General features: G+C 73.3%; 16 protein-coding genes. 12 read left to right on the top strand and 4 right to left on the bottom strand.

Translation table 11 applies throughout. The features are described from left to right. Positions 1–22 precede the first annotated feature (22 nt). The 3 genes from LZ198_RS18300 (at position 23) to LZ198_RS18290 (ending at position 3,866) form a co-directional block, all read left to right on the top strand. Positions 23–1,444 carry a sigma-54-dependent transcriptional regulator gene (locus LZ198_RS18300; RefSeq protein WP_253973281.1) on the top strand — a complete coding sequence of 474 codons (1,422 nt, stop codon included), beginning with the start codon at positions 23–25 and terminating at the stop codon, positions 1,442–1,444. 77 nt (positions 1,445–1,521) lie between these two features. Next, entirely contained in the window at positions 1,522–1,905 is a 384-nt protein-coding gene (locus LZ198_RS18295) for a BlaI/MecI/CopY family transcriptional regulator (RefSeq protein WP_253973339.1), read from the top strand. After that, complete coding sequence (locus LZ198_RS18290) at positions 1,905–3,866, top strand: M56 family metallopeptidase (RefSeq protein WP_253973280.1); 1,962 nt, start codon at positions 1,905–1,907, stop codon at positions 3,864–3,866. The genes LZ198_RS18295 and LZ198_RS18290 overlap by 1 nt, the downstream gene beginning before the upstream one ends. 7 nt (positions 3,867–3,873) lie before the next feature. Here the strand turns inward: LZ198_RS18290 and LZ198_RS18285 are convergent, their stop codons facing one another. The 4 genes from LZ198_RS18285 to LZ198_RS18270 form a co-directional block, all read right to left on the bottom strand. Further along, a complete protein-coding gene (locus LZ198_RS18285; protein ID WP_253973279.1) occupies positions 3,874–4,980 on the bottom strand; it encodes a sensor histidine kinase in 1,107 nt (368 codons plus the stop codon). Further along, the gene (locus LZ198_RS18280; RefSeq protein ID WP_253973278.1) at positions 4,977–5,690 is read right to left on the bottom strand and encodes a response regulator; all 714 of its coding nucleotides are present in this window, start codon (positions 5,688–5,690) and stop codon (positions 4,977–4,979) included. The genes LZ198_RS18285 and LZ198_RS18280 overlap by 4 nt, the downstream gene beginning before the upstream one ends. Continuing rightward, positions 5,665–6,861, bottom strand: a complete 1,197-nt coding sequence (locus tag LZ198_RS18275) for a protoglobin domain-containing protein (protein WP_253973277.1) — start codon at positions 6,859–6,861, stop codon at positions 5,665–5,667. Before LZ198_RS18275 ends, LZ198_RS18280 begins: the two co-directional genes overlap by 26 nt. Before the next feature lie 176 nt (positions 6,862–7,037). After that, positions 7,038–8,222, bottom strand: coding sequence for an SRPBCC family protein (locus LZ198_RS18270; RefSeq protein WP_253973276.1), 1,185 nt, complete (start codon positions 8,220–8,222; stop codon positions 7,038–7,040). Positions 8,223–8,522: 300 nt separating this feature from the next. On the opposite strand from LZ198_RS18270, the gene LZ198_RS43230 reads away from it, so the two are divergent. The 9 genes from LZ198_RS43230 to LZ198_RS18225 all read left to right on the top strand — a co-directional run bounded on the left by LZ198_RS43230 (position 8,523) and on the right by LZ198_RS18225 (position 20,091). Further along, complete coding sequence (locus tag LZ198_RS43230; protein WP_267145476.1) at positions 8,523–8,843, top strand: hypothetical protein; 321 nt, start codon at positions 8,523–8,525, stop codon at positions 8,841–8,843. Positions 8,844–8,949: 106 nt separating this feature from the next. Continuing rightward, on the top strand, positions 8,950–9,624 hold the full coding sequence (locus tag LZ198_RS18260) for a phosphoribosyltransferase (RefSeq protein WP_253973275.1): 675 nt from the start codon (positions 8,950–8,952) through the stop codon (positions 9,622–9,624). 138 nt (positions 9,625–9,762) lie between these two features. Next, a complete protein-coding gene (locus LZ198_RS18255; RefSeq protein WP_253973274.1) occupies positions 9,763–11,871 on the top strand; it encodes a PAS domain-containing sensor histidine kinase in 2,109 nt (702 codons plus the stop codon). Beyond that, a complete protein-coding gene (locus LZ198_RS18250) occupies positions 11,868–13,232 on the top strand; it encodes a sigma-54-dependent transcriptional regulator (protein ID WP_253973273.1) in 1,365 nt (454 codons plus the stop codon). The genes LZ198_RS18255 and LZ198_RS18250 overlap by 4 nt, the downstream gene beginning before the upstream one ends. A gap of 111 nt (positions 13,233–13,343) precedes the next feature. Beyond that, a complete protein-coding gene (locus LZ198_RS18245; RefSeq protein WP_253973272.1) occupies positions 13,344–13,718 on the top strand; it encodes a response regulator in 375 nt (124 codons plus the stop codon). Between the two features lie 38 nt (positions 13,719–13,756). Next, positions 13,757–15,607, top strand: a complete 1,851-nt coding sequence (locus LZ198_RS18240) for an OmpA family protein (protein ID WP_253973338.1) — start codon at positions 13,757–13,759, stop codon at positions 15,605–15,607. Further along, on the top strand, positions 15,604–16,773 hold the full coding sequence (locus tag LZ198_RS18235) for a FecR family protein (RefSeq protein ID WP_253973271.1): 1,170 nt from the start codon (positions 15,604–15,606) through the stop codon (positions 16,771–16,773). Before LZ198_RS18240 ends, LZ198_RS18235 begins: the two co-directional genes overlap by 4 nt. 8 nt (positions 16,774–16,781) lie before the next feature. Then, positions 16,782–18,206, top strand: a complete 1,425-nt coding sequence (locus tag LZ198_RS18230) for a CHASE2 domain-containing protein (protein WP_253973270.1) — start codon at positions 16,782–16,784, stop codon at positions 18,204–18,206. Positions 18,207–18,297: 91 nt separating this feature from the next. Continuing rightward, on the top strand, positions 18,298–20,091 hold the full coding sequence (locus LZ198_RS18225; protein WP_253973269.1) for a GGDEF domain-containing response regulator: 1,794 nt from the start codon (positions 18,298–18,300) through the stop codon (positions 20,089–20,091). Positions 20,092–20,202: the final 111 nt, after the last annotated feature.

Here is a 20,202-nt window from a genome sequence, read left to right as displayed (position 1 = left end):
CCGCTTCCCGAGCCCCACCCCCATGTCCGCACAACGCATCCTGGTCGTCGATGATGAGGACAACGCCCGCACCGCGATCGCCACCATCCTGAGCGAGGAGGGCTACGACGTGGCCCAGGCCGCCGATGGCGCCGAGGCGCTCGCCCGCGTGGGGGACTTCTCCCCCGCGGTGGTGCTCACCGACGTGCGCATGCCGAAGATGGACGGCCTGAGCCTCCTGCGCGCCGCGCGCGAGCAGGGCAGCGACGCCACCTTCGTCATGATGACGGCCTTCGCCAGCGTGGAGACGGCGGTGGAGGCCATGAAGGCCGGCGCCGACAACTTCCTGCTCAAGCCGCTGGACGCGGACCAGGTGCTCGTCACGCTGGGCAAGGTGCTGGAGAAGCGCAACCTGCGCCGCGAGGCGGAGGCCCTGAGGGACCAGGTGCGCACGCGCGTGCGCCGCTTCCACGACATCATCGGCGAGTCGCCGCAGTTGCAGGGCATCTACGACGTCATCCGCCGCGCGGCGAACACCCGCGCCACGGTGCTCATCCTCGGCGAGTCGGGCACGGGCAAGGAGCTCATCGCCCAGGCGCTGCACCAGGAGTCGCCGCGGCGCGACAAGCCGTTCATCCGCGTGCACTGCGCCGCGCTGTCGGAGAGCCTCCTCGAGAGCGAGCTGTTCGGCCACGAGAAGGGCGCGTTCACCGGCGCGGTGGCCCGGAAGGAGGGCCGCTTCGAGCTGGCCGACGGCGGCACCCTCTTCCTGGACGAGTTGGGGGAGATCTCCCCCGCCGTGCAGGTGAAGCTCCTGCGCGTGCTCCAGCAGCGCGAGCTGGAGCGCGTGGGCGGCACCCAGACCATCAAGGTGGACGTGCGCATCGTGGCGGCCACGCACCGGGACCTGTCCGCGGAGGTCAAGGCGGGCCGCTTCCGCGAGGACCTCTACTACCGGCTCAACGTGGTGAGCGTGACGCTGCCGCCCTTGCGCGACCGCAAGAGCGACATCCCGGCCCTGGTGAACCACTTCCTCGAGAAGTACGGCGACGCCTACGGCAAGCAGGTCCGGGGGCTCGCGCCGGGCACCCTCCAGGCGCTCCTGGCGCACGACTGGCCCGGCAACATCCGGGAGCTCGAGAACGCCATCGAGCGCGCGGTGGTGCTCGCCCAGGGCCAGGAGCTGACCACGGACGACCTGCCGCCCGTGCTGCGCGGCCCCCGCCCCTCCGGCACCAGCCAGGGCTCGCTCATCCCCGGCGCGACGCTGGCGGCCATCGAGCGCGAGGCCATCCTGCGCACCCTGGAGATGGTCCAGGGCTCCACGTCCCGCGCCGCGGAGGTGCTCGGCATCAGCGTCCGGAAGATCCAGTACCGCCTCAAGGAGTACGGCTCGCAGAGCGACGGCGCGGCGACCAAGGCCCCTCGCGAGGAACCACCCGACGAGGTGTCCGCGGAGCAATAGGGCGGGCGCGCCGGGGGCGGGTCTACGACGGGCGTCGTTGACAGATACGACACCCGTCGTAATACTCGCACGCCATGATGCCCGTGCCCCCGCAGCCCACGCGCGCCGAATTGGCCATCCTCCGGGTCCTCTGGCAGTTGGGCCCGAGCACCGTCCGGCAGGTGCACGAGTCGCTGCGCGACACGCAGGACACCGGCTACACCACGGTCCTCAAGCTCCTGCAGAACATGACGGAGAAGGGGCTGGTCCAGCGGGACGAGACCGAGCGCACCCACGTCTATCAGGCGTCGCTCAGCCAGCAGCGCACCCAGCGTGACCTGCTCCGGGATTTGATGGACCGGGCCTTCGGCGGCTCGGCGATGAGCGTGGTGGCCCAGGCCCTCTCCATGAAGAAGGCCTCCGCGGAGGAGCTGGCGGAGATCCGCAAGCTGCTCGACGCGCAAGAGAGGCGGGGGAAGTGATGGCCGCGCTGGACCCCTGGACGGCGCCGCCGCTCATCCGCGCCCTGGAACACGCCCTGCTCGCCTTCGTCTGGCAGGGCTTCGCGGTGGCCCTGGTGGCCGCCGGCCTCCTCGCCTTGATGCCTCAACGCGCCGCGAGCGCGCGGTACGTCACCGCCTGCCTGGGCCTGCTGGCCATGGGCGTGCTGCCGCTCTTCTCCTTCGGTTCGGCCCTGCTGGAGATGATGGCCGCGGGCTCCCGCGCCCCCGTGGCGACGGCCTCCGTGGTGGCCTCCCTGGGGATTCCCCCGGCGACGGCGCGCACGGTGGTGCTGCTCACGGACGCGCCCCAGGCGGGCTTCGGGCTGGAGACGCTGCGGCCCTGGCTCCTGCCGCTGTGGTGTTGCGGCGTGCTGCTCCTGTCCGCCCGGACGCTGGTCTCCTGGTTCGCGGCCCAGCGGCTGATGCGCCTGCACACGCAGGAGGCGCCCGCCGACTGGCGGCAGGCCCTGGAGCACGCGCTGGCGCGGCTGCGCATGACGCGCGCGGTGAGGCTGCTGGCCACCCACCGCGTGGACATCCCCATGGTCATCGGGCTGTGGCGGCCGCTCATCCTCGTCCCCGTGGGCGCCATCAGCGGCCTGTCGCCGTCACAGCTCGAGGCGGTCCTCGCCCACGAGCTCGCGCACATCCGGCGGCACGACTACCTGGTCAACCTGCTGCAGACGCTGGTGGAGACGTTCCTGTTCTACCACCCCGCCGTCTGGTGGCTGTCGCACCGCATCCGCGAGGAGCGCGAGCACTGCGCGGATGACCTCGCCGTGCAGTCGTGCGGCGACGCCCTGCTCTACGCGCAGGCGCTGACACACCTCGAGCAGTTGCGTGTGCCCTCCATGGCGGGGCTCGCGCTCGGCGCCGACGGGGGTTCGCTCCTGTCGCGCATCCGCCGGCTCCTGGTGACGCCGGAGTCCCGCGCGCCGAGCCGGACGTGGCGGCTGGCCAGCGGGCTGGGTGGCGCGGCGCTCGCCATCGCCCTGGGCACCTCCCAGGTGCCGCTCGTCGCGGGCGCCGAACCTTCCGCCCCGGCGCCGGGCCGTGGCGCCATCAAGCCGCTGACGGGCATGGAGCGTCCGCTCGTCGACGCGGGCCTGCCGCCCATCCACCGGCCGCTGGTGGCGCCGCTCCCCATGATGGCGCCCGTCGCGCCGCCCCCGCCGAGCCGCCCGCCGCGCGCCACGACGCCCCCCGCCGCCAAGGCGCCGGTGAGCAAGCCGCGCGCCCCGGAGCCGGCGCCGCTGCTCATCCCGGACACGGAGGGCATCGCGCGCACGGAGCTGCCGCGCACGCCGTACCCGCTCGACGCGGAGCCCTCCGCCGAAGAGGCGGACAGCCAGGCGGTCGAGTCAAGGGAGGCCGTGGCCGAGGACATGGGCCCCCTGCCCCTGCCGTCGCTCCCGCTGCACCTCGCCGTCGCCGCGGCGTCGACGCGGACGGAGCCCCCCGCGCGCATCAATCACGACCAGGACCAGGACGGCGTCTTCGACCTGGGGCCCGGCATCACCCCGCCCCGCTTCGTGTCCGGGCGGCGGTTCCACTTCGCGGACCTGACCCAGGGCATGCGCTCGCGCATCTCCGCGGTGCCCAACGGCGCGGTGGTGACCCGATGCACCATCACCGCGGAGGGCAGCGTCACCGACTGCAAGTCGCTCCAGGGCCTCTCCGGCCTGGAGGAGGCCGTCATCCGCACGCTGACGACGTGGCGCTACGCGCCGGCCATGCTCGACGGCAAGCCGGTGCCGGTCCACTACGAGTTCGACATCTGGTTCACGAACGAGCCGGGCGGCGCGATGGGCGACCCGACCCGGCAGCTCGCCCGGGCGGACAAGACGGGCGAGCGCGCGGATGGCGCCCTCCAGGAGGGCTGCGTCCTGTGCGCCAGCGTCACCACCTCCGGGCTGGTGGCGCCTCCCGGGGGCTTCTGAGGCCGTCCTAGCGAGACACCGGCAGGCGCAGCAGGAACCGCGCGCCGCCGGACGGGGCCGTCCCCACCTCCAGCGTCCCCGCGTGCTGCGTGACGATGGCGTGGACGATGGGGAGCCCCAACCCCGAACCCTGGGCCTTGGTGGTGAAGAAGGGCTCGAAGATGCGATCCCTCATCGCCTCCGGGACACCGGAGCCGGTGTCGTCCACCGTGAGCCACACGCGGGCGTCGTCGACGCCCGTCGACAGCGTCACGCGCCCACCGGCGGGGGTCGACTCCAGCGCGTTGAGGCACAGGTTGATGAGCACCTGGCGCAGCCGCTCCTCCTCGCCGGACAGCGCGGGCATGGCGCCCTCCGGCATGACCTGCTCCAGCGTCACCTTGCGCGTCTCGGCCTGGCTGGACAGCAGGTCCACCACGCGGCGCACCAGGGCCTTCACGTCCACGGAGCCAGGGCGGAACTCCCGCGGGCGCGCGAACTGGAGGAAGTCCTCCAGGATGTGGTCCAGGCGGCGAATCTCGTCGCGCACCAGCAGGAGCGGCTCCAGGAGCGCCCCCTGCTGGCCGTCCGGCAGCTTGCGCACGCGCCGCTCCAGCACGGACAACTGCAGGGCCGCGGCGTTGAGCGGGTTGCGGATTTCGTGGGACAGGCCCGCCGTCATCGTCCCCACCGCGGCCAGCTTCTCCGTCACCTGCGCGCGCCGGGCCAGCTCGCGCTTCTCCGCGTGCAGCCGGACCTGCCGCATGGCCTGCTCCAGCGTCAGCAAGAGTTCGCGCGGCGCGCACGGCTTCATCAGGTACGCGCACGCGCCGGCCCGCACCGCGGCCATGGCGGTCTCCAGCGTGGCGAAGCCCGTCAGCAACACCACCTCCGAATCCGGCGCGCCCTCCTTCAGCTCCGCCGCCAGCGCCGTCCCGTCCCCGTCCGGCAGGCGCAGGTCCACCAGCGCCACGTCGAAGCCCTCGCGCGCGCGCTCCCGCGCGGCCTTGCAGGTCGAGGCGCCCCGCACGGCGTAGCCGGCGTCGCCCAGCAGCTCGTGGAGGTTGTCGAGGAACGCCGCGTTGTCATCCACCAGGAGGATGCGCGCCGGGGGCTTGGGGACGGTCTCGGTCATTGGGAGGACGGGGGCCTCGAGGCGTGCGCGGACTCCAGCGCGCCCACCAGCTCACGGGTGTCGAAGGGCTTGGAGAACACGTCGATGACGGCATCCACCGGGGCCAGGTCCGGCCACGCGGTGATGACGAAGGTGGGCAGGCGCGGGAAGCGCGCGCGCAGCCGCCGCAGCGCCTCGCCATCAGGGCCTCCCGGCACGCGCAGGTCCACCAGCGCCGCGAAGGGCCGCGCGCAGCACAGGTTCTCCGTGTCGAGCACCGACGCCGCCCGTACGCTGGAGAAGCCCCGCGCGCGCAGCACCTCGGAGAGGTTGTCGCTCAGCGCCGGGTCGTCCTCCACCAGCACCACCAGCCCGTCGCGGCGCGCCCGCGCGAGCAGCTCCATGAGTTGAGGCACGGGCACCGGCTTGGGCAGCACCGCGAGCAGGCCCTCGCGCCGCGCCGTCTCCAGGTCGTTCTCTCCCGGGTGGGCGGTGACGACGACGGCGGCGATGCCCGGGTCGAGCAGGCGGATGCGGCGCACCGCGTCCGCGCCGCTCATTCCGGGCATGCGCATGTCCGTCACCAGGGCGTCGAAGCGCGTGGAGCGAACGAGCGCCAGCGCCGCCTCGCCGCTGCTCGCGATGACGGCCTCGTGCCCCTCGTCGCGGAGGATCTCCGCGAGGTTCTCCGCCAGCGCCTGGTTGTCATCCAGCAGAAGGTACCGACGCATTCGGGCCCTCCTCTGCGGGAGCGACGGGGAAGTGGAGCACGAAGCGGGCACCCGCGCCTTCGCGCGGCGCGTACGCGATGGTGCCGCCATGCCGCTCGAGGATGCGGCGCACGAGCGGCAGCCCCAGGCCGATGCCCCGCGCCTTCGTCGTCATCAACGGCTCGAACAGGCGGCGGCGGATGGACTCGCTCACCCCGGGCCCGGTGTCCTCCAGCACCACCTCCACGCGCCCGGGCTCGACCAGGGAGCCCACCAACGACACCGTGCCCCCCGTCTCCTCCACGGCCTGGACGGCGTTCTCCAGGAGGTTGACGAACACCTGGCGCAGTTGCCCCGCGTCCCCCTGGAGGGTCGGCAGCGAGGCGAGCCCCTCCGTCGTCACGAGCACGCCCTCCGGACGCGTCACCGCCTTGAGCGCCTCCTGCCACACCTCGTCCAGCCACACCGGCTGCCGCTGCAGGGGGCGGTCGCGGATCATGTCCAGCAGGTCGGAGATGATGTGGTTGGCGATGCCCACCTGCTCGCCGATGCGGTCCAGGTGCTTGTTCGTGCGCTCGTCCACGGTGGCGCCCGCGCGGCTGCGCAGGATGTAGAGCGACGTCTCGATGACCCCCAGCGGGTTGCGCAGCTCGTGGCCGATGGAGCCGACCAGTTGGCCGAACGTGGAGAGCCGCTCGCTGCGCGCCTGCTGGACGAGCAGGTCCTCGCGGTAGGTGTGGAGCATGATGGCCAGCTCCAGGTCCAGGATGCGCCCCAGCGAGCTCCTCGCGAGGTGGCGCGCCTCCGACTGCCCCTGGTACGCCGCGTCGATGATGTCGGTGAGCTCCTGCCTCAGCACGTTCATCGCGCCGAACATGTAGTGCTGCGGCAGGGAGATGCGCACGTGCATCCGGCCGATGCGGCAGCGCAGCTCGTAGTACGCCTCGTCCCACGGCCCACGCAGCAGCTGGTCCATCCAGACCTGGAGCGTGCCCCGCAGGTGCCCCACCTGGCTCTCGCCGCCCTCGAGCGCCTTGCGCGCGCCCTCGTGCTCCAGGATGCGGTCGTAGAAGACGCGTGAGATGCGTGGGAAATGGGGCTTCGCGACTGCATGAAGCGCGACGAGCGACGCCTCGTCCCGCGCATCGAAGCCCACGTACCGCTTCAACTCCTCGAACAAGGTCTCCGCCATGGTTCCGGGGTGGAGACTAACCGCTCCCCCCACATCGGAGGGGAATCGTGAAGCAAGCGCCACGCCAGGGTGCGTGCCGGGTGACACCTGGAGCGGGACGCGCAAGATTTGCGCGCCACCCCGGTCCTCCGGGATGGCGCGCAGCTCCTGCGTCGGTGCGAGGGCCTCGGCGCCCCTCAGTGCATGCGCTGACGAGGGCCCGAGCGCGCTGGAGACAGCTCCTCGCGAGTCACCGTCTCACGGCCCGTGGCCTTCCCGCGCTCCAGCAGCGACTTGAAGCGCAGCAGGTCGTCGTCCATCTGCCGCTTCGGGTCCACGCCCAGCAGCCGGGCGAACGCGTGGCCGATGGCGCCGGCCGGCGGGTTGTACGCCAGGCGGATGTCCACCCGCGTCCCGCCCCGGGGCGTGGGCTCGAAGTGGATGACGCCGGCGTTCTCCACCGACGTCCCCTTCTCGCTGCGCCACGCGAGCAGCTTGTTGGGGACGCGCTGGGTGACGACCGCCTCCCATTCGAAGTGCAGCCCCGCGGGCCCCTTCACCTTCCAGCGCGAGCGCCCCTCGCGGTCGACACTCACCTCGTCGACGTGGGTCATGAAGCGCGGGAAGTTCTGCATCGCGTCCCAGAACGCGAACACCTCCTCCACGGGCGCGTTCACGGTGATGTCCTTGTGGAGGGTGATGGCGCGGGGCCCCACGCCGAAGCCGGTGAGCCTGCGCAGCTCCAGGTTGCTCAGCGCGCGCACGCCCAGCACCAGCCCGCCCGCCCCCACCAGCGTGCCCAGCAGGCCGCGACGGCGCAGCGACCACGACGCCAGCGACAGGCCTCCGAGCAGGCCGACGAGCCGCGCCGAGGGAGACCAGCGCCTGGCGCCGAAGAGCCGCCGCGCGGGCCTGCGTTCGATGCCACCCTGCAGCTCGGGTTGTCGCCCCGGCTGCGCGTAGGGGATGAGACGGTTGTCCAGGGCCCGCACGCCCCGGACATGACTGACGCGCGGGACGACGCGGCGCAGCTCGTCCATCAGGATGGAGCCCTCGAGCGTGGCGACGCCGTTGCGCACGGAGACGCGCACGGAGCCGGGATGCGAGCACACGCGCCCGAGCGCCGCGCGCACGCGCTCGGCCACCGTCACGTCGTCCACGGACTCGGAGCGGAACCTCGCGACGGACTCCAGGAACAGCCCCCGTGAGCGCTGCGTCACGTCCCGCTTGATGACGCCCAGCGCGCTCCCCGCTTCATGGGTCACGTGCACCGCCCTGCCCTGCAGGTGCGACCTGCGCCATCGGCCACTGCGAGGGTCCGCCCAGTACATCAGGCCCACGCCCACGCCCACACCGCCGAGGCTCCACCAGGCTGCCTTCATGTCGTGCCTCCGTTCCGGATGACTCCTTCCGGCAAACGTGAAGGTTCACGTGGCGCGACGCAGCAATCCGGCACGACCGGCCCGACCACGCCCCGTCGGGACGGCCGGTGGGTCGGCGACGTCCGGGGCCTCGCGTCCTCCGCTCCCCGCGCGCCCGGGGCAGTGCCCGCCTGCCCCGTCGTGCACAGGTTGTCCGCACCGCGGGAATTCCGCGAGGAGACCAGGAGACGCGCACGCATGAGCACATCGCTGGGACCAGCAGCCCTCCCGAGGGCACGTCGAGGCCGGGGTCCCCAATGGGTGACCCGGTCCTCGCTCCGGGCCCGCGCCGGACGGGCCTCCTCCCTCGTGGCGGCGGAGCCCCCGCCGAAGCCACCGGGGACACCCGAGCCGCCGCCACCCACGTCGCCACCCGACGCGCCCGTGAAGGAGCCGGACCCGGTGCCCCCGGGGCGAGCGCCGCCGACCCGCCGGCCCCCAGAGGAGGAGCCCCCCTCGAGGCGGCCGCCGGAGATCGAACCGCCGCGCCCGCCCGACATCGCGCCGCCCGGCATCCACGAGCCGCCGCCACCCGGCCAGCCGGGCAGGCCCAACATCATCGCCACGACCGAGGGCACCTGAGCGGCGCGTCGCTCGCCCTCGCCGGAGCGGGGACGTTTACCGCGCGTGGCGCGATGGCCATTGTTCCGGGGAAGACACCTCGAACGGAGGTGCCGGGGAGCGAGACGTGCGAGGGCCCGACTTCCAGGACCGTTTCAGCGCGGGCCGCGAGCTCGCGGCGCTGCTGGGGCGGTACGCGCATCACCCGGACACGCGCGTGTTCGCCCTGCCTCGCGGCGGCGTTCCCGTGGGGTACGAGGTGGCGCGCGCCCTGGGCGCCCCGCTCGACGTGTTCCTCGTGCGCAAGCTGGGGACGCCGGGCCACGAGGAGCTGGCCATGGGGGCCATCGCCACCGGCGGCGTCCACGTCGTCAACGACGAGGTGGTGCGGCAGCTCGACATCCCGCCGGAGCAGATCGACGCCGCCGCGGCGAGGGAGGGCGCGGAGCTGCGCAGGCGCGAGCGGAGCTACCGGCAGGGGCGCCCCGCGCTGGACGTGCGGCATCGCCGCGTCATCCTCGTCGACGATGGCCTGGCCACGGGCGCCACGATGCGCGCCGCGGTGGCGGCGGTGCGGCAGCTCGAGCCCGCACGCGTCGTCGTCGCCGTCCCGGTCGCCGCCCCGGAGGCCTGCGACCTCCTGGAGGAGGAGGCCGACGAGGTGGTGTGCGCGCGCATGCCCGACCCCTTCTTCGCCGTGGGCCTCTGGTATCGGGACTTCGCGCAGACGACGGACGACGAGGTGCGGGCGCTGCTCGCGAGCGCGTCACGAGCGGCGGAGCCCTCCGCGGGGCACGTCTGAGGCACGCGTGTCGGGACCGACCCGAGCCGGGTCCTGGCGGCCCGCCCCCTCGCCCACCACGCGACGAAGGCAGCGCCTCCATCGCCGGGATACACGGCACGTCCGAGGAATCCGGATAGTCTCGCGTGCGCACACCCCATGCACGCGTTCCCCTCCCGCCGTCACATGTTGCTGGCCGTCCTCCTCGCCGCGGCCACCGCCGCGCTCATCGAGTGGGCCTGGTCCGGCCCCCTCTCGCGAGTCCTCACCACCGCCACGCTGGTGCTGGTCTGCGCGGGGACCCCCGCGCTGCTGCTCGCCCACGCGCGGGAGCGCACCCGCCGCGAGCGCGACGCGGCGCTGCGCAGCGCCGGCGACTCCAGCGCGCTGCGCGACGCCATCATGGACGTCACGCCCGTGGGCTTCGCCTTCTTCGACCGCAACCTGCGCTACATCCACGTCAACGCCGCGCTCGCCGCGATGAACGGCCTCCCCGCGGGAGGGCACCTGGGCCGCCACGTCACGGAGGTCATGCCGGAGCTGGGCCGCAAGCTCGCGCCGCGGCTCCAGCGCGCCCTCGAGACGGACGCGCCCGTCCAGGACACGTACCTGGAGGTGGAGACCCCGGCGGCGCCTGGCGAGTCGCGCTTCTGGTTCGGCAGCTACACGCGCGTGAAGGGCGCCGGAGGCGAGGTGCTGGGCGTCATCGCCGCCCTGTCCGAACTCACCGAGCGCATGCGCGCGGAGCAGAGCCTCCAGGAGCACGAGGGGCGGCTCGACGTGCTCACGCGCTCGCTGCCCGACTACCTCTGGGGTGGCAAGCTGCGCGACGGCCGGCTGCGCGACTTCTACTGCACGCCCGTCATCGAGCGCACCACCGGCTATCCCGCGTCCGCGTTCTCCGAGCCGGGGCCCCACGGAGGCCCGCCGCCGCTCTGGTCGGACATGGTCCATCCGGAGGACCGCGCGCGCTATCGCGAGAACATCGAATCGCTCGCGCCGGGCTCCGAGGTGGAGCTGGAGCACCGGCTCATCTGCGCCGACGGCCGCGTGCGCTGGGTGCGCAGCCGCGCCACCGCCTCCGCGCGCGACCTCCAGGGCGAGCTGCACGTGGGGTGCGTCGTCACCGACATCACCGACCGCTACCTCGCGGACGAGCTGCGCCAGCGCCTGCACAACAGCTTCCGCCGCTCCGCGCACGAGTGGCGCCGCACGTTCGACGCCGTGGCCTCGCCGCTCGTGGTGCTCGGCCCGGACGGCACCATCCACCGCCTCAACGCCGCCGCGTGCATCCTCTTCGGCGGGTTGGACCCCTCCGGCCAGCCGCTCAACACCGCCGCCAGCGCCCCGCCCTGGTCCAACGCGCTGCCGCTGGTGGACGAGCTGCGCCGCACGCGCGGCAGCCTCACCCGCGAGGTGACCGACCCGCACTTCCGCAGGACGTGGGAGCTGTCCGCCGCGTGGGTGGACGAGGTCGGCGACGAGGACTCGCGCATCATCCTGGTCGCCAACGAGGTGACGCGCCTGCTGGAGCTGCAGACCAGCCTGCGCCGCAGCGAGACGATGGCCGCGATGGGCGCCATCGTCGCCGGCGTGGCCCACGAGGTGCGCAACCCCCTGTTCTCCATCTCCGCCGTGGTGGACGCCGTCGAGGCCACCGTGGGCAACCGCACCGAACTGGCGCCCTACCTGGAGGTGCTGCGTGGCGAGGTCAAGCGCCTCAACCACCTCACCCAGGAGCTGTTCGAGTACGGCCGCCCCACCCGGGGCGAGTGGGTGGAGAGCCCCATCCGTCCCGTGGTGGAGGAGGCCGTGGCCGCCTGCGTCCTCGCCGCAGAGAAGGGCGGCGTCCACGTCGCGAGCGCGCTCGAGGCGCTGCTGCCGGGCGTGCGCATGGACGCGCGCCGCCTGTTCCACGTCTTCCGCAACGTGCTGGAGAACGCCGTGCAGTACTCGCCCGCCGGCACCACCGTGCGCGTGGCCACGGAGACCTTCGAGGAGGACGGCCGCGCCTGGGTCCGCTGCGTCGTGAAGGACGCCGGTCCGGGATTCCGGGATGAGGACGTTCCCCACGTCTTCGAGCCGTTCTTCAGCAAGCGGCGAGGCGGCACGGGCCTGGGCCTGTCCATCGTCCAGCGCATCATGGAGGAGCACCAGGGAGTCATCCGCCTGCGCAACCACCCGGAGGGTGGCGCGGAGGTCACGCTGCTGCTACCAGCGGTTTCCTCGCAACCCGCCGCACTCCCTCTAAAATCACTGGCCTCATGACCCGAACCCGCATCCTCCTGGTGGACGACGAACCCGGCGTACGACTGGGAATGCGGGGCTATCTCACGGCGCGGGGCTTCGACGTGGACGAGGCCACGAGCCTGGCGGAGGCCCAGGAGCAGTTCCGCGCGCAGCGACCGGACGTCGCGGTGGTGGACTACCGGCTGACGGACGGCACCGCGCTGGAGCTGTTGCCACGGCTCAAGGAGATCGACGCGGCGGTGCCGCTCGTCGTGCTCACCGGTCATGGCTCCATCGAGCTGGCGGTGCAGGCGGTGAAGGAAGGCGCCGAGCAGTTCCTCACCAAGCCGGTGGAGATGGCGGTGCTCACCGTGGTGCTGGAGCGGCTGGTGGCGCAGCGGCGCGAGCGGCAGCGCCTGCGCGCGGACCAGTCCCGCACCGCGCGGACGTCGGTGGACCCCTTCATCGGCGCGAGCGCCGCCATCCGCGGCCTGCGCGCGGAGGCCGAGCGCATCCAGCACAGCGACAGCCCGGTGCTCATCACCGGCGAGACGGGCAGCGGCAAGAGCGTGCTCGCCCGCTGGTTGCACGAGGGCGGCCCGCGCGCGGACGCCCCCTTCGTGGACCTCAACTGCGCGGCGCTGTCGAAGGACCTGCTGGACTCGGAGCTGTTCGGTCACGAGAAGGGCGCCTTCACCGGCGCGGTCAACGCCAAGCAGGGCCTCCTGGAGGTCGCGGACCGGGGCACCCTCTTCCTCGACGAGATGGGCGACATGGACCTGGCCGTCCAGCCCAAGCTCCTCAAGGTGCTGGAGGAGAAGCGCTTCCGCCGGCTGGGCGACGTGAAGGACCGCCGCGTGGACGTGCGCCTCATCGCCGCCACCCACCAGGACCTGGGCACCGCCACCCGCGAGAAGCGCTTCCGCGGCGACCTCTACTTCCGCGTCAGCACCCTCATCCTCCACGTCCCCGCGCTGCGCGAGCGCCCCGAGGACATCCCCCTGCTCGCCCACCACTTCCTGGAGGAGATGGGACGGCCCCGGGGACGCGGCGGCGTGGGGCTCCAGCCGGACGCGGAGTCCGCCCTCGTGCGCTACCCGTGGCCGGGCAACATCCGCGAGCTGCGCAACGTCCTCGAGCGCGCCGTCCTGCTCTCCGGCGGCGGCCCCCTCTCCCGCGGCGACCTGCGCTTCGAGCCCGCCACCGACGACACCCACCAGGAGGACGAGCACCTCACCCTGGAGGAGCTGGAGCGCCGCCACATCGAGCGCGTGCTCCGCAAGGAGAACGGCCACGTCGAGCGCGCCGCGCTCCGCCTGGGCATCCCCCGCTCCTCCTTGTATGAACGCCTGAAACGTTTGGGCATCAACAGATCCGGATTCCAGAAACCGGATCCATAACCTGGACAGGGGCTTGCTTCCCCGTCCGGGCGGGGTTTCGCAAGTGTTGGAAATAGCGTCGTCCCTGGGTGCGCGGGACCCTGGCCCCGGGCTTGCTGACGGCCCGGGGACGTGTCCCAGAACATCCTCATCGTCGATGACGAGTCGTCCCTCTGCTGGGTGCTGGGGCAGTTCTTCTCCGGTGCCGGGTACCGGGTGGACTCCGCCCAGGCGCTGGACGAGGCGCTCGGGCTGATGACGACGGGGCGGTACGACCTGGTCATCAGCGACCTGCGGCTCAGCGGCACCCAGTCCGAGGAGGGGCTGGTGCTGGCGGACTTCGTGCGCCGCTACACCCCGGAGACGCGGGTGGTGCTGCTGACGGCCTTCGCCTCGCCGGAGCTCAGCGCGCGTGCCCGCGAGCTCGGCGTGGACCTCCTGCTTCCCAAACCCCAACCCCTGCCGTCGCTGGCGCAGCACGTCTCACAACTCCTCGCTGCACGTTGATGCGGTCCCCTACCTTGAGGCAGTTTCACATCATGCGAGTGCATCCCTACCCACCCGGTCCTCCCCTTCAGCCCGTCGAGAGAAGGGGCCGCGCCGCGCGCGCGCTCCTCCCCCTGGGTGCCGCGACACCACTCCTGGCGCTCGCGCTGTTCGCCTCGCCCGTCCAGGCGCAGGTGCCCGCCTCGCAGGCCATCGACGTCCAGCAGTACAAGCCGGGGCCCGGCGCGTACGACGTGCTGGGCGTGCATGGCGCGCGCGTGGGGCAGCACCTCGACTGGAACCTGGGGCTGTCGGTCAACTACGCGGATGATCCGCTCAACCTGCTCGACCCGCGCAAGGACGCGTTCGTCTACCGCATCGTCGACAGCCAGCTGACCGTGGACCTGATGGGCGCCATCGCCCTGTTCGACCGGTTCGAGCTGGGTGTGTCGCTGCCCGTCTCCACGACGACGTCGCAGTCGGCGGGAGCGGTGTCCCCGACGCTCGCGCAGGGTGTGGGGACGACGGGCGTGGGCGACCTGCGGCTCGTGCCCAAGGTGCGGCTGCTCTCCACGGACGCCGGGCTGTCGTTCGCCCTCGTGGCGCCCTTCACCCTGCCCACCTCGGGCGGGGACCAGTACCTGGGCACCGGCGGAGTGACGTTCCAGCCGCGCCTGGTGGCGGAGTGGGCCACCTCGGCGGTGCGGCTGATCGCCAACGCGGGTGTGAACCTGCGGGGCGAGGAGCAACTGCGCAACCTGCGCGTGGGCAACGAGTTCGCCTACTCCGTGGGCGCGGAGGTGCCGCTCACCCAGGCCCTCACCGCGCAGGCCTCGCTGGCCGGCGCGCTGGGGCTGAAGGAGACCCACGCGGAGGAGCGCCCGCTGGAGGTGCTGGGCGCGCTGAAGTACCGCTTCACGAAGGAGCTGGCCGCGCACGTGGGCGCCGGTCCAGGCCTGACGCGCGGGTACGGCACCCCGAGCTTCCGCGTGCTGGGAGGCCTGAGCTGGACCGCGGGCGCCGGGGGACGGCCCGCCGCGGTCGCCGCCACGTCCACGCTGCCGCCGCCCTGCGCGCTCGGCCCCGAGGACTACGACGGCTTCCAGGACGACGACAACTGCCTGGACCCCGACGACGACGGCGACGGCATCCTCGACGGTCCGGACGTGTGTCCGGGCGAGAAGGAGACCTTCAACGGCTACCAGGACGAAGACGGCTGCCCGGATGATCCGAACGCCCACCTGCCCTCGCAGGACGGCGTGCCGCCGCCCGCGCCCGTGGCCATGACGCTGCCCCCCGCGCCGGTGGACACGGACGGCGACGGCATCATCGACAGCGAGGACCGCTGCCCGGCGGAGGCCGAGGACCTGGACGGCTTCGAGGACGCCGACGGCTGCCCGGACCCGGACAACGACAAGGACGGCATCCCGGACACGGTGGACGCCTGCCCGCTGGAGGCGGAGACCATCAACGGCGTGAAGGACGAGGATGGCTGCCCGGACGAGGGCAAGTCCCAGGTGCGCCTGGAGGGCACGCGCATCGTCATCCTGGAGAAGGTCTACTTCGCGACGAGCAAGGACGTCATCCTGAAGAAGTCGTTCAACCTCCTCACGCAGGTGGCCTCGGTGCTCAAGGCCAACCCGCAGGTGGAGCTGGTGCGGGTGGAGGGCCACACGGACAGCCAGGGCGCGGAGAAGCGCAACCTCGACCTGTCCCAGCGCCGCGCCAACAAGGTGCGCGACTTCCTGATGAAGGCGGGCATCGCCGGCAACCGCCTGGAGGCGGTAGGCTTCGGCGAGGAGAAGCCGGTCGACACCAACAAGACGGCGAAGGGCCGGGAGAACAACCGGCGCGTCGAGTTCAACATCGTGAAGGTCACGCAGCCCACGGCGGAAGGAGCGACGCGATGAAGCGCACGGCGCCCTGGATGATGATGGCGGCGCTGGTGGCCTCCCCGGCCCTGGCGCAGCAGGCCCCCGACGCGTGCGGTGGCGTGCGGTTCGTCAATGGACGGGTGGAGCTGGGACGCCCGCTGGCGCCGAAGGGGGCGCAGACGGACGCGTGCCTCAAGCTCATCGGCGAGAGCCTGGTGGCGCGGCCCGCCATCCGCTCGGTGACGGTGGCCGCGCGCCTGCCGGACGCCGAGCGGCTGGGAGGTCAGGGGCTCGCGGTGGCCAGGGCCGCGGCGGACGTGCTCGTCGCGGCGGGTGTCCCGCGGACCCGCGTCTCCACGGTGGCCCCTCCGGCCGTCCCCGGCGAGGCGGGTCAGCTCCAGCTCGCCTACGTGGAGCGTCCGGCCCAACCGCGCGTGGCGCGGGTGAGCGCGGCCAGCGGCGAGGTGCTCGCGGGCACCGAGCTGTCGGCGCCCCAGCCGCGAGGCGTGGGGGAGTCGCTCTACACGAACGAGGTCCTCCAGACGGGCGCCGACGCGCGCGCCGAGTTGGAGCTGGCGGACGCCAGCCGCGTCCGGGTGATGCCGGGCAGCCAGTTGCGGCTGGGCACCCTGGAGCTGGCTGCCAACGGCAAGCGCAAGGTGCAGTTGGAGCTGCTGCGGGGCTCGGTGGAGACGAGCGCCGCGCCGGGCGGTGACGGGTCCGTCTTCGAGATCCGCACGCGCGGGGCGGTGGCCGGTGTGCGTGGCACGCAGTTCCGCGTGTCCGCGACGGACGACGGCGGCAGCCGGCTGGAGACGCTCGAGGGCAAGGTGGCCTTGGGCGCGGACCAGGGCGAGGTGGAGGTGTCGGGTGGGCACGGCTCCCGCGTGAAGGCCGGGGCCGCGCCGGAGGAGCCTCGACCGCTGCTCGCCGCGCCGCAGCTCAACGGGCCGCGCGGTGGCGACTTCACGACGCCCCCGAAGCTGGAGTGGTTCAAGGCCCCGGGCGCCACGACGTACCGCGTGGAGCTGGCGCGCACGGCGGACTTCGCCGCGGGCGTGAAGACGTTCGACGCGACGGAGCTGGCGCTCACGGTGCCCGCGGACTTCGCGGGCAAGTGGTTCTGGCGGGTGCTGCCCGTGGACCCGGACGGCTTCGTCGGCTACCCCTCGAAGATCTACGCGTTCGACGTCAAGCCCTGAGCCGCGAGATGAGCTCCGCCCCCGAGCCCTCTCGCGGAGTCGTCCTGCCCCGCCCCTCTCCCGCGCTCCTGCGGCGAGGGGCGGCGGTGCTCGGGGTCGGGCTGGCGGTGCTCACCGCGCTGACGGGCGGCGCACCGGGGCTGGGGGAGCGGGCCCTCTACGACCAGGCGGTGAGCCGGCTCCTGCCGGGAGTGCCTCGCAGCGCCGACCTGGTGCTGGTGGAGGTGGATGACCGCACCCTCGCCGCGCTGGGGGAGCGCTGGCCGTTGTCGCGGGCCACGTGGGCCCGGGCGTTCCACGCGCTGGCGCTCCGGCGGCCGGCGACGGTGGCGGTGGACGTGGTGTTCGACCAGCCCGGCGCTCGCGAGGCGTTGGAGCTGGGCGAGGACCTGCTCGCGTCGCTCCAGGCCTCCGGGCTCGCGGCCCAACCGGCCGGCGCGGCGCTGGTGGCGGAGCTGGAGGCGAAGCTGCGCGCGCAGGACGGCGACGCGCGGCTGGCGGAGGCGCTCGCGGAGAGCGGCTCCGTCATCCTCGGCGCCGCGGCGCTCACGGACGACCTCGCGTGGATGCCGCCGTTGGAGGACGGCGCGCTCGGCACGCCCCTGCCCCTCCCCGTCGAAGCGCTGCGGCTCCAGGGACGGGGCCTGGCGGGGAGCATCGCCCCGCTGCGGATGGCGGCGCACGGCAGCGGCACGCTGAACATGCTGCTGGACCCGGACGGCGTCATCCGCCGCTATCCGTTCGCGGTGGGCGTGGGCGCGCAGTCCTGGCCGTCGCTGGCGCTGGCCACCGCGCTGAAGCTGATGCCCGAACAGTCGGAGGTCCTCCGTCGGAGGGCCTCCGTCGACGACGGCGCCCCGCTGATGCGGCTGCCCTCGCCGGACTGGCTGCCGCGCGTGAGCCTGGGCGACCTGCTCCAGGCCGACCCCGCCTCCGTGGGGCTGGACCTGGCGCTCCGGGGGAAGACCATCTTCGTGGGAGTCACCGCCACCGGGCTGCACGGTCAGAGCACGCTGCCCGGCCAGGTCGCGGTGCCGGGCGTGGAGATCCACGCCTTCGCGCTCGACAACCTGCGGGCGGGCCGGCTGATGCGGTCGGCGGGGCCCATCGCATGGGGAGGCGTGCTGGAGACCGCCTGTCTGCTGGGGCTGTTCGCGCTGGCGTGCCGGCGCATCCGCTCGCCCGCGGGCGTGATCCGCGCGGCCGCGGCGCTCGGCGTGCTGCACGTGGCGCTGGTGGGATGGCTGGCCGCGGACCTGGGCTGGGTGATGCCGTTGGTGCCTGCGGTGGTCGGGCTGGTGCTGATGTTGGTGGTGGACTACGCGGCGCGCACGGAGGAGCTGGGGCGACAACGCGGTGCGCTGCGCAAGCTGTTCATCCGGTATCCGCAGACAGCTCCCGGCAGCTCCGCGCCTCCTGGCGAGCCCCGCTAGAAACGCGTCGTCCTGGACGCGGGTGAGGAGGGAGCCCCCGCTCATCCGGCAGGTCCCGGGAACGCCGCATCCGTGGCAGCATTCGGGGTGAATGGTTCCCTACGCCCTGATCGCCGAGCCCGATCCCCACCGCGCCGCAGGACTCCTCTCACTCGTCGCGGGAGAGGGCCTGGAGGGGGTGCTCGCGCGAGACGGGGCGGAGGCGCAGGAGGTGGTGCGCCAGCGCAACGCGCCCGTGCTGCTCGTCACGGACCTCGCGCTCCCGCGCGTGGATGGCTTCACGCTGCTGACGTGGCTGCGCGAGCGCAAGGACGCCAGCGCGACGCAGGTGGTGGTGGTGACGGCCTTCGACGAGCTGCGGGTGCGCGCGTGGCAGCTCAAGGACGCGCTCGGCATCCACTCGCTGCTCAGCCGCCGGGCCCCCGTCGACACCGTGCGCGAGACGGTGCGCCGGGTGTTGTCCGGACAGCGCCCGCTGCCCGCGGCGCCGGCGGAGGTCTCCGACGAGGAGGAGAAGCGTCGCCTGGAGCGCATCGCCTCGATGCGGCTGGTCGACGAGGGCCCACCGGAGGCGGAGCTCCAGGGGCTGGTCACCGAGGTGGCCCACGCCTTCGCGGTGCCCGTGGCGCTGCTGACGTTGGTGCTGGGTGACCGGCAGTGGTTCAAGGCCCACGTGGGGCTGCCGCCCTCGCTCGCGAAGGACCGCGGCACGCCCCGCGACTGGGCCTTCTGCCACCACGTGGTGCAGGGGCGCGAATCGCTGGTGGTGCCGGACGCCACGCGCCACCCGGTGTTCCGGGACAACCCGCTGGTGCGCGACGGCATCGTCGGCAGCTACGCGGGCGCGCCGCTGGTGACGCCCGGGGGCGAGGTGCTGGGCACGCTGTGTGTCATCGACACGCGACCGCTGATGCTCGGCACCGAGGACCTGGCGGCGCTGCGCGAGCTGGCGCGACGCGTGGCTGGCGACCTGGAGATGAAGTCGCGCGGCCACCCCGCCCTCAAGGAATCCGTCCGGGCGGCGAAGGAGCCCGTGCTCACCGAGGCCACGGCGCTCGCGCAGTTGCGTGAGGCCATCCAGGCCCTGGACGTGGCGACGCTGCTGGTGGCCCCGGGGCGTCGACCGTTCGCCTGCAACGCGGCGATGGCGGAGCTGCTCGGCGTGCCGATGGACCGGTTCCCCGGGATGCCGTTCGACGCCTTCTGCCAGTACGTCGAGGGGCTGACGGCCTCCCCCTCCGGCCGGGTGCCCGAGCTGGACCTCGCGGCGGAGTCCTCCCGGGGCCTGCACCTCACCCTCGCGCTGGAGCTGCCGCGCCCGCGCCGCGTGCGCTGGGTGGCGCGCCCCTTCCCGATTCCAGGCGGCGTCGCGCAGCTCCTGACGATCATCGAGCTGGGCGGCGTCGCGCCCCGCGAGGAGCGCGAGCGGGGCCTGCGCGTCGACGCGCTCACGGGGCTCGCCACGCGGCGGACGGGAGAGGAGCGGCTGCTGCGGGAGATTGGCCGGTGCCGGAGGGACGGCCTGCCCTGCGGGCTCCTGCTCGTCGACCTCGTGGGGTTGGGGCGCATCAACGTGACCCGGGGCTTCGACGCGGGGGACCAGGCGCTGCGCGACGTGGCCCGGCGACTCGATGGCGTGGGCGGGACCTCGGGCTTCACCGTGCGCTGGGAGGGCGGCACGTTGCTGGTCGCCCTGCCCGGCGGGGACGCGGTGGGCGTGGAGGCCCTGCGCGAACAGCTCCTCGCCGAGACGGACGCGCCGCTCGTCCACACGGCGGTGGCCATGGTGGAGGGCGAGGAGGACCCCCAAGGCACCCTGGCCCGAGCCCACGCCACGCTCGCGCGCGCGAAGGCGGAGCGGCGGGCGCGAACCACTCCGGGCTGACGACACGCCCCGACACGAGCCGCCCCGGCGCCACGCCTGGACGTGGCCGCGACGCGTGTTCGCCGAAGCTGCCCCGGCGACGAACAAGGGAACAGACCCACTCACGCCGGG

Origin of the sequence: Myxococcus dinghuensis, from assembly GCF_024198235.1 — a bacterium.
GTDB lineage: Bacteria > Myxococcota > Myxococcia > Myxococcales > Myxococcaceae > Myxococcus > Myxococcus dinghuensis.
This window is presented reverse-complemented; position numbering and strand designations above follow the sequence as displayed.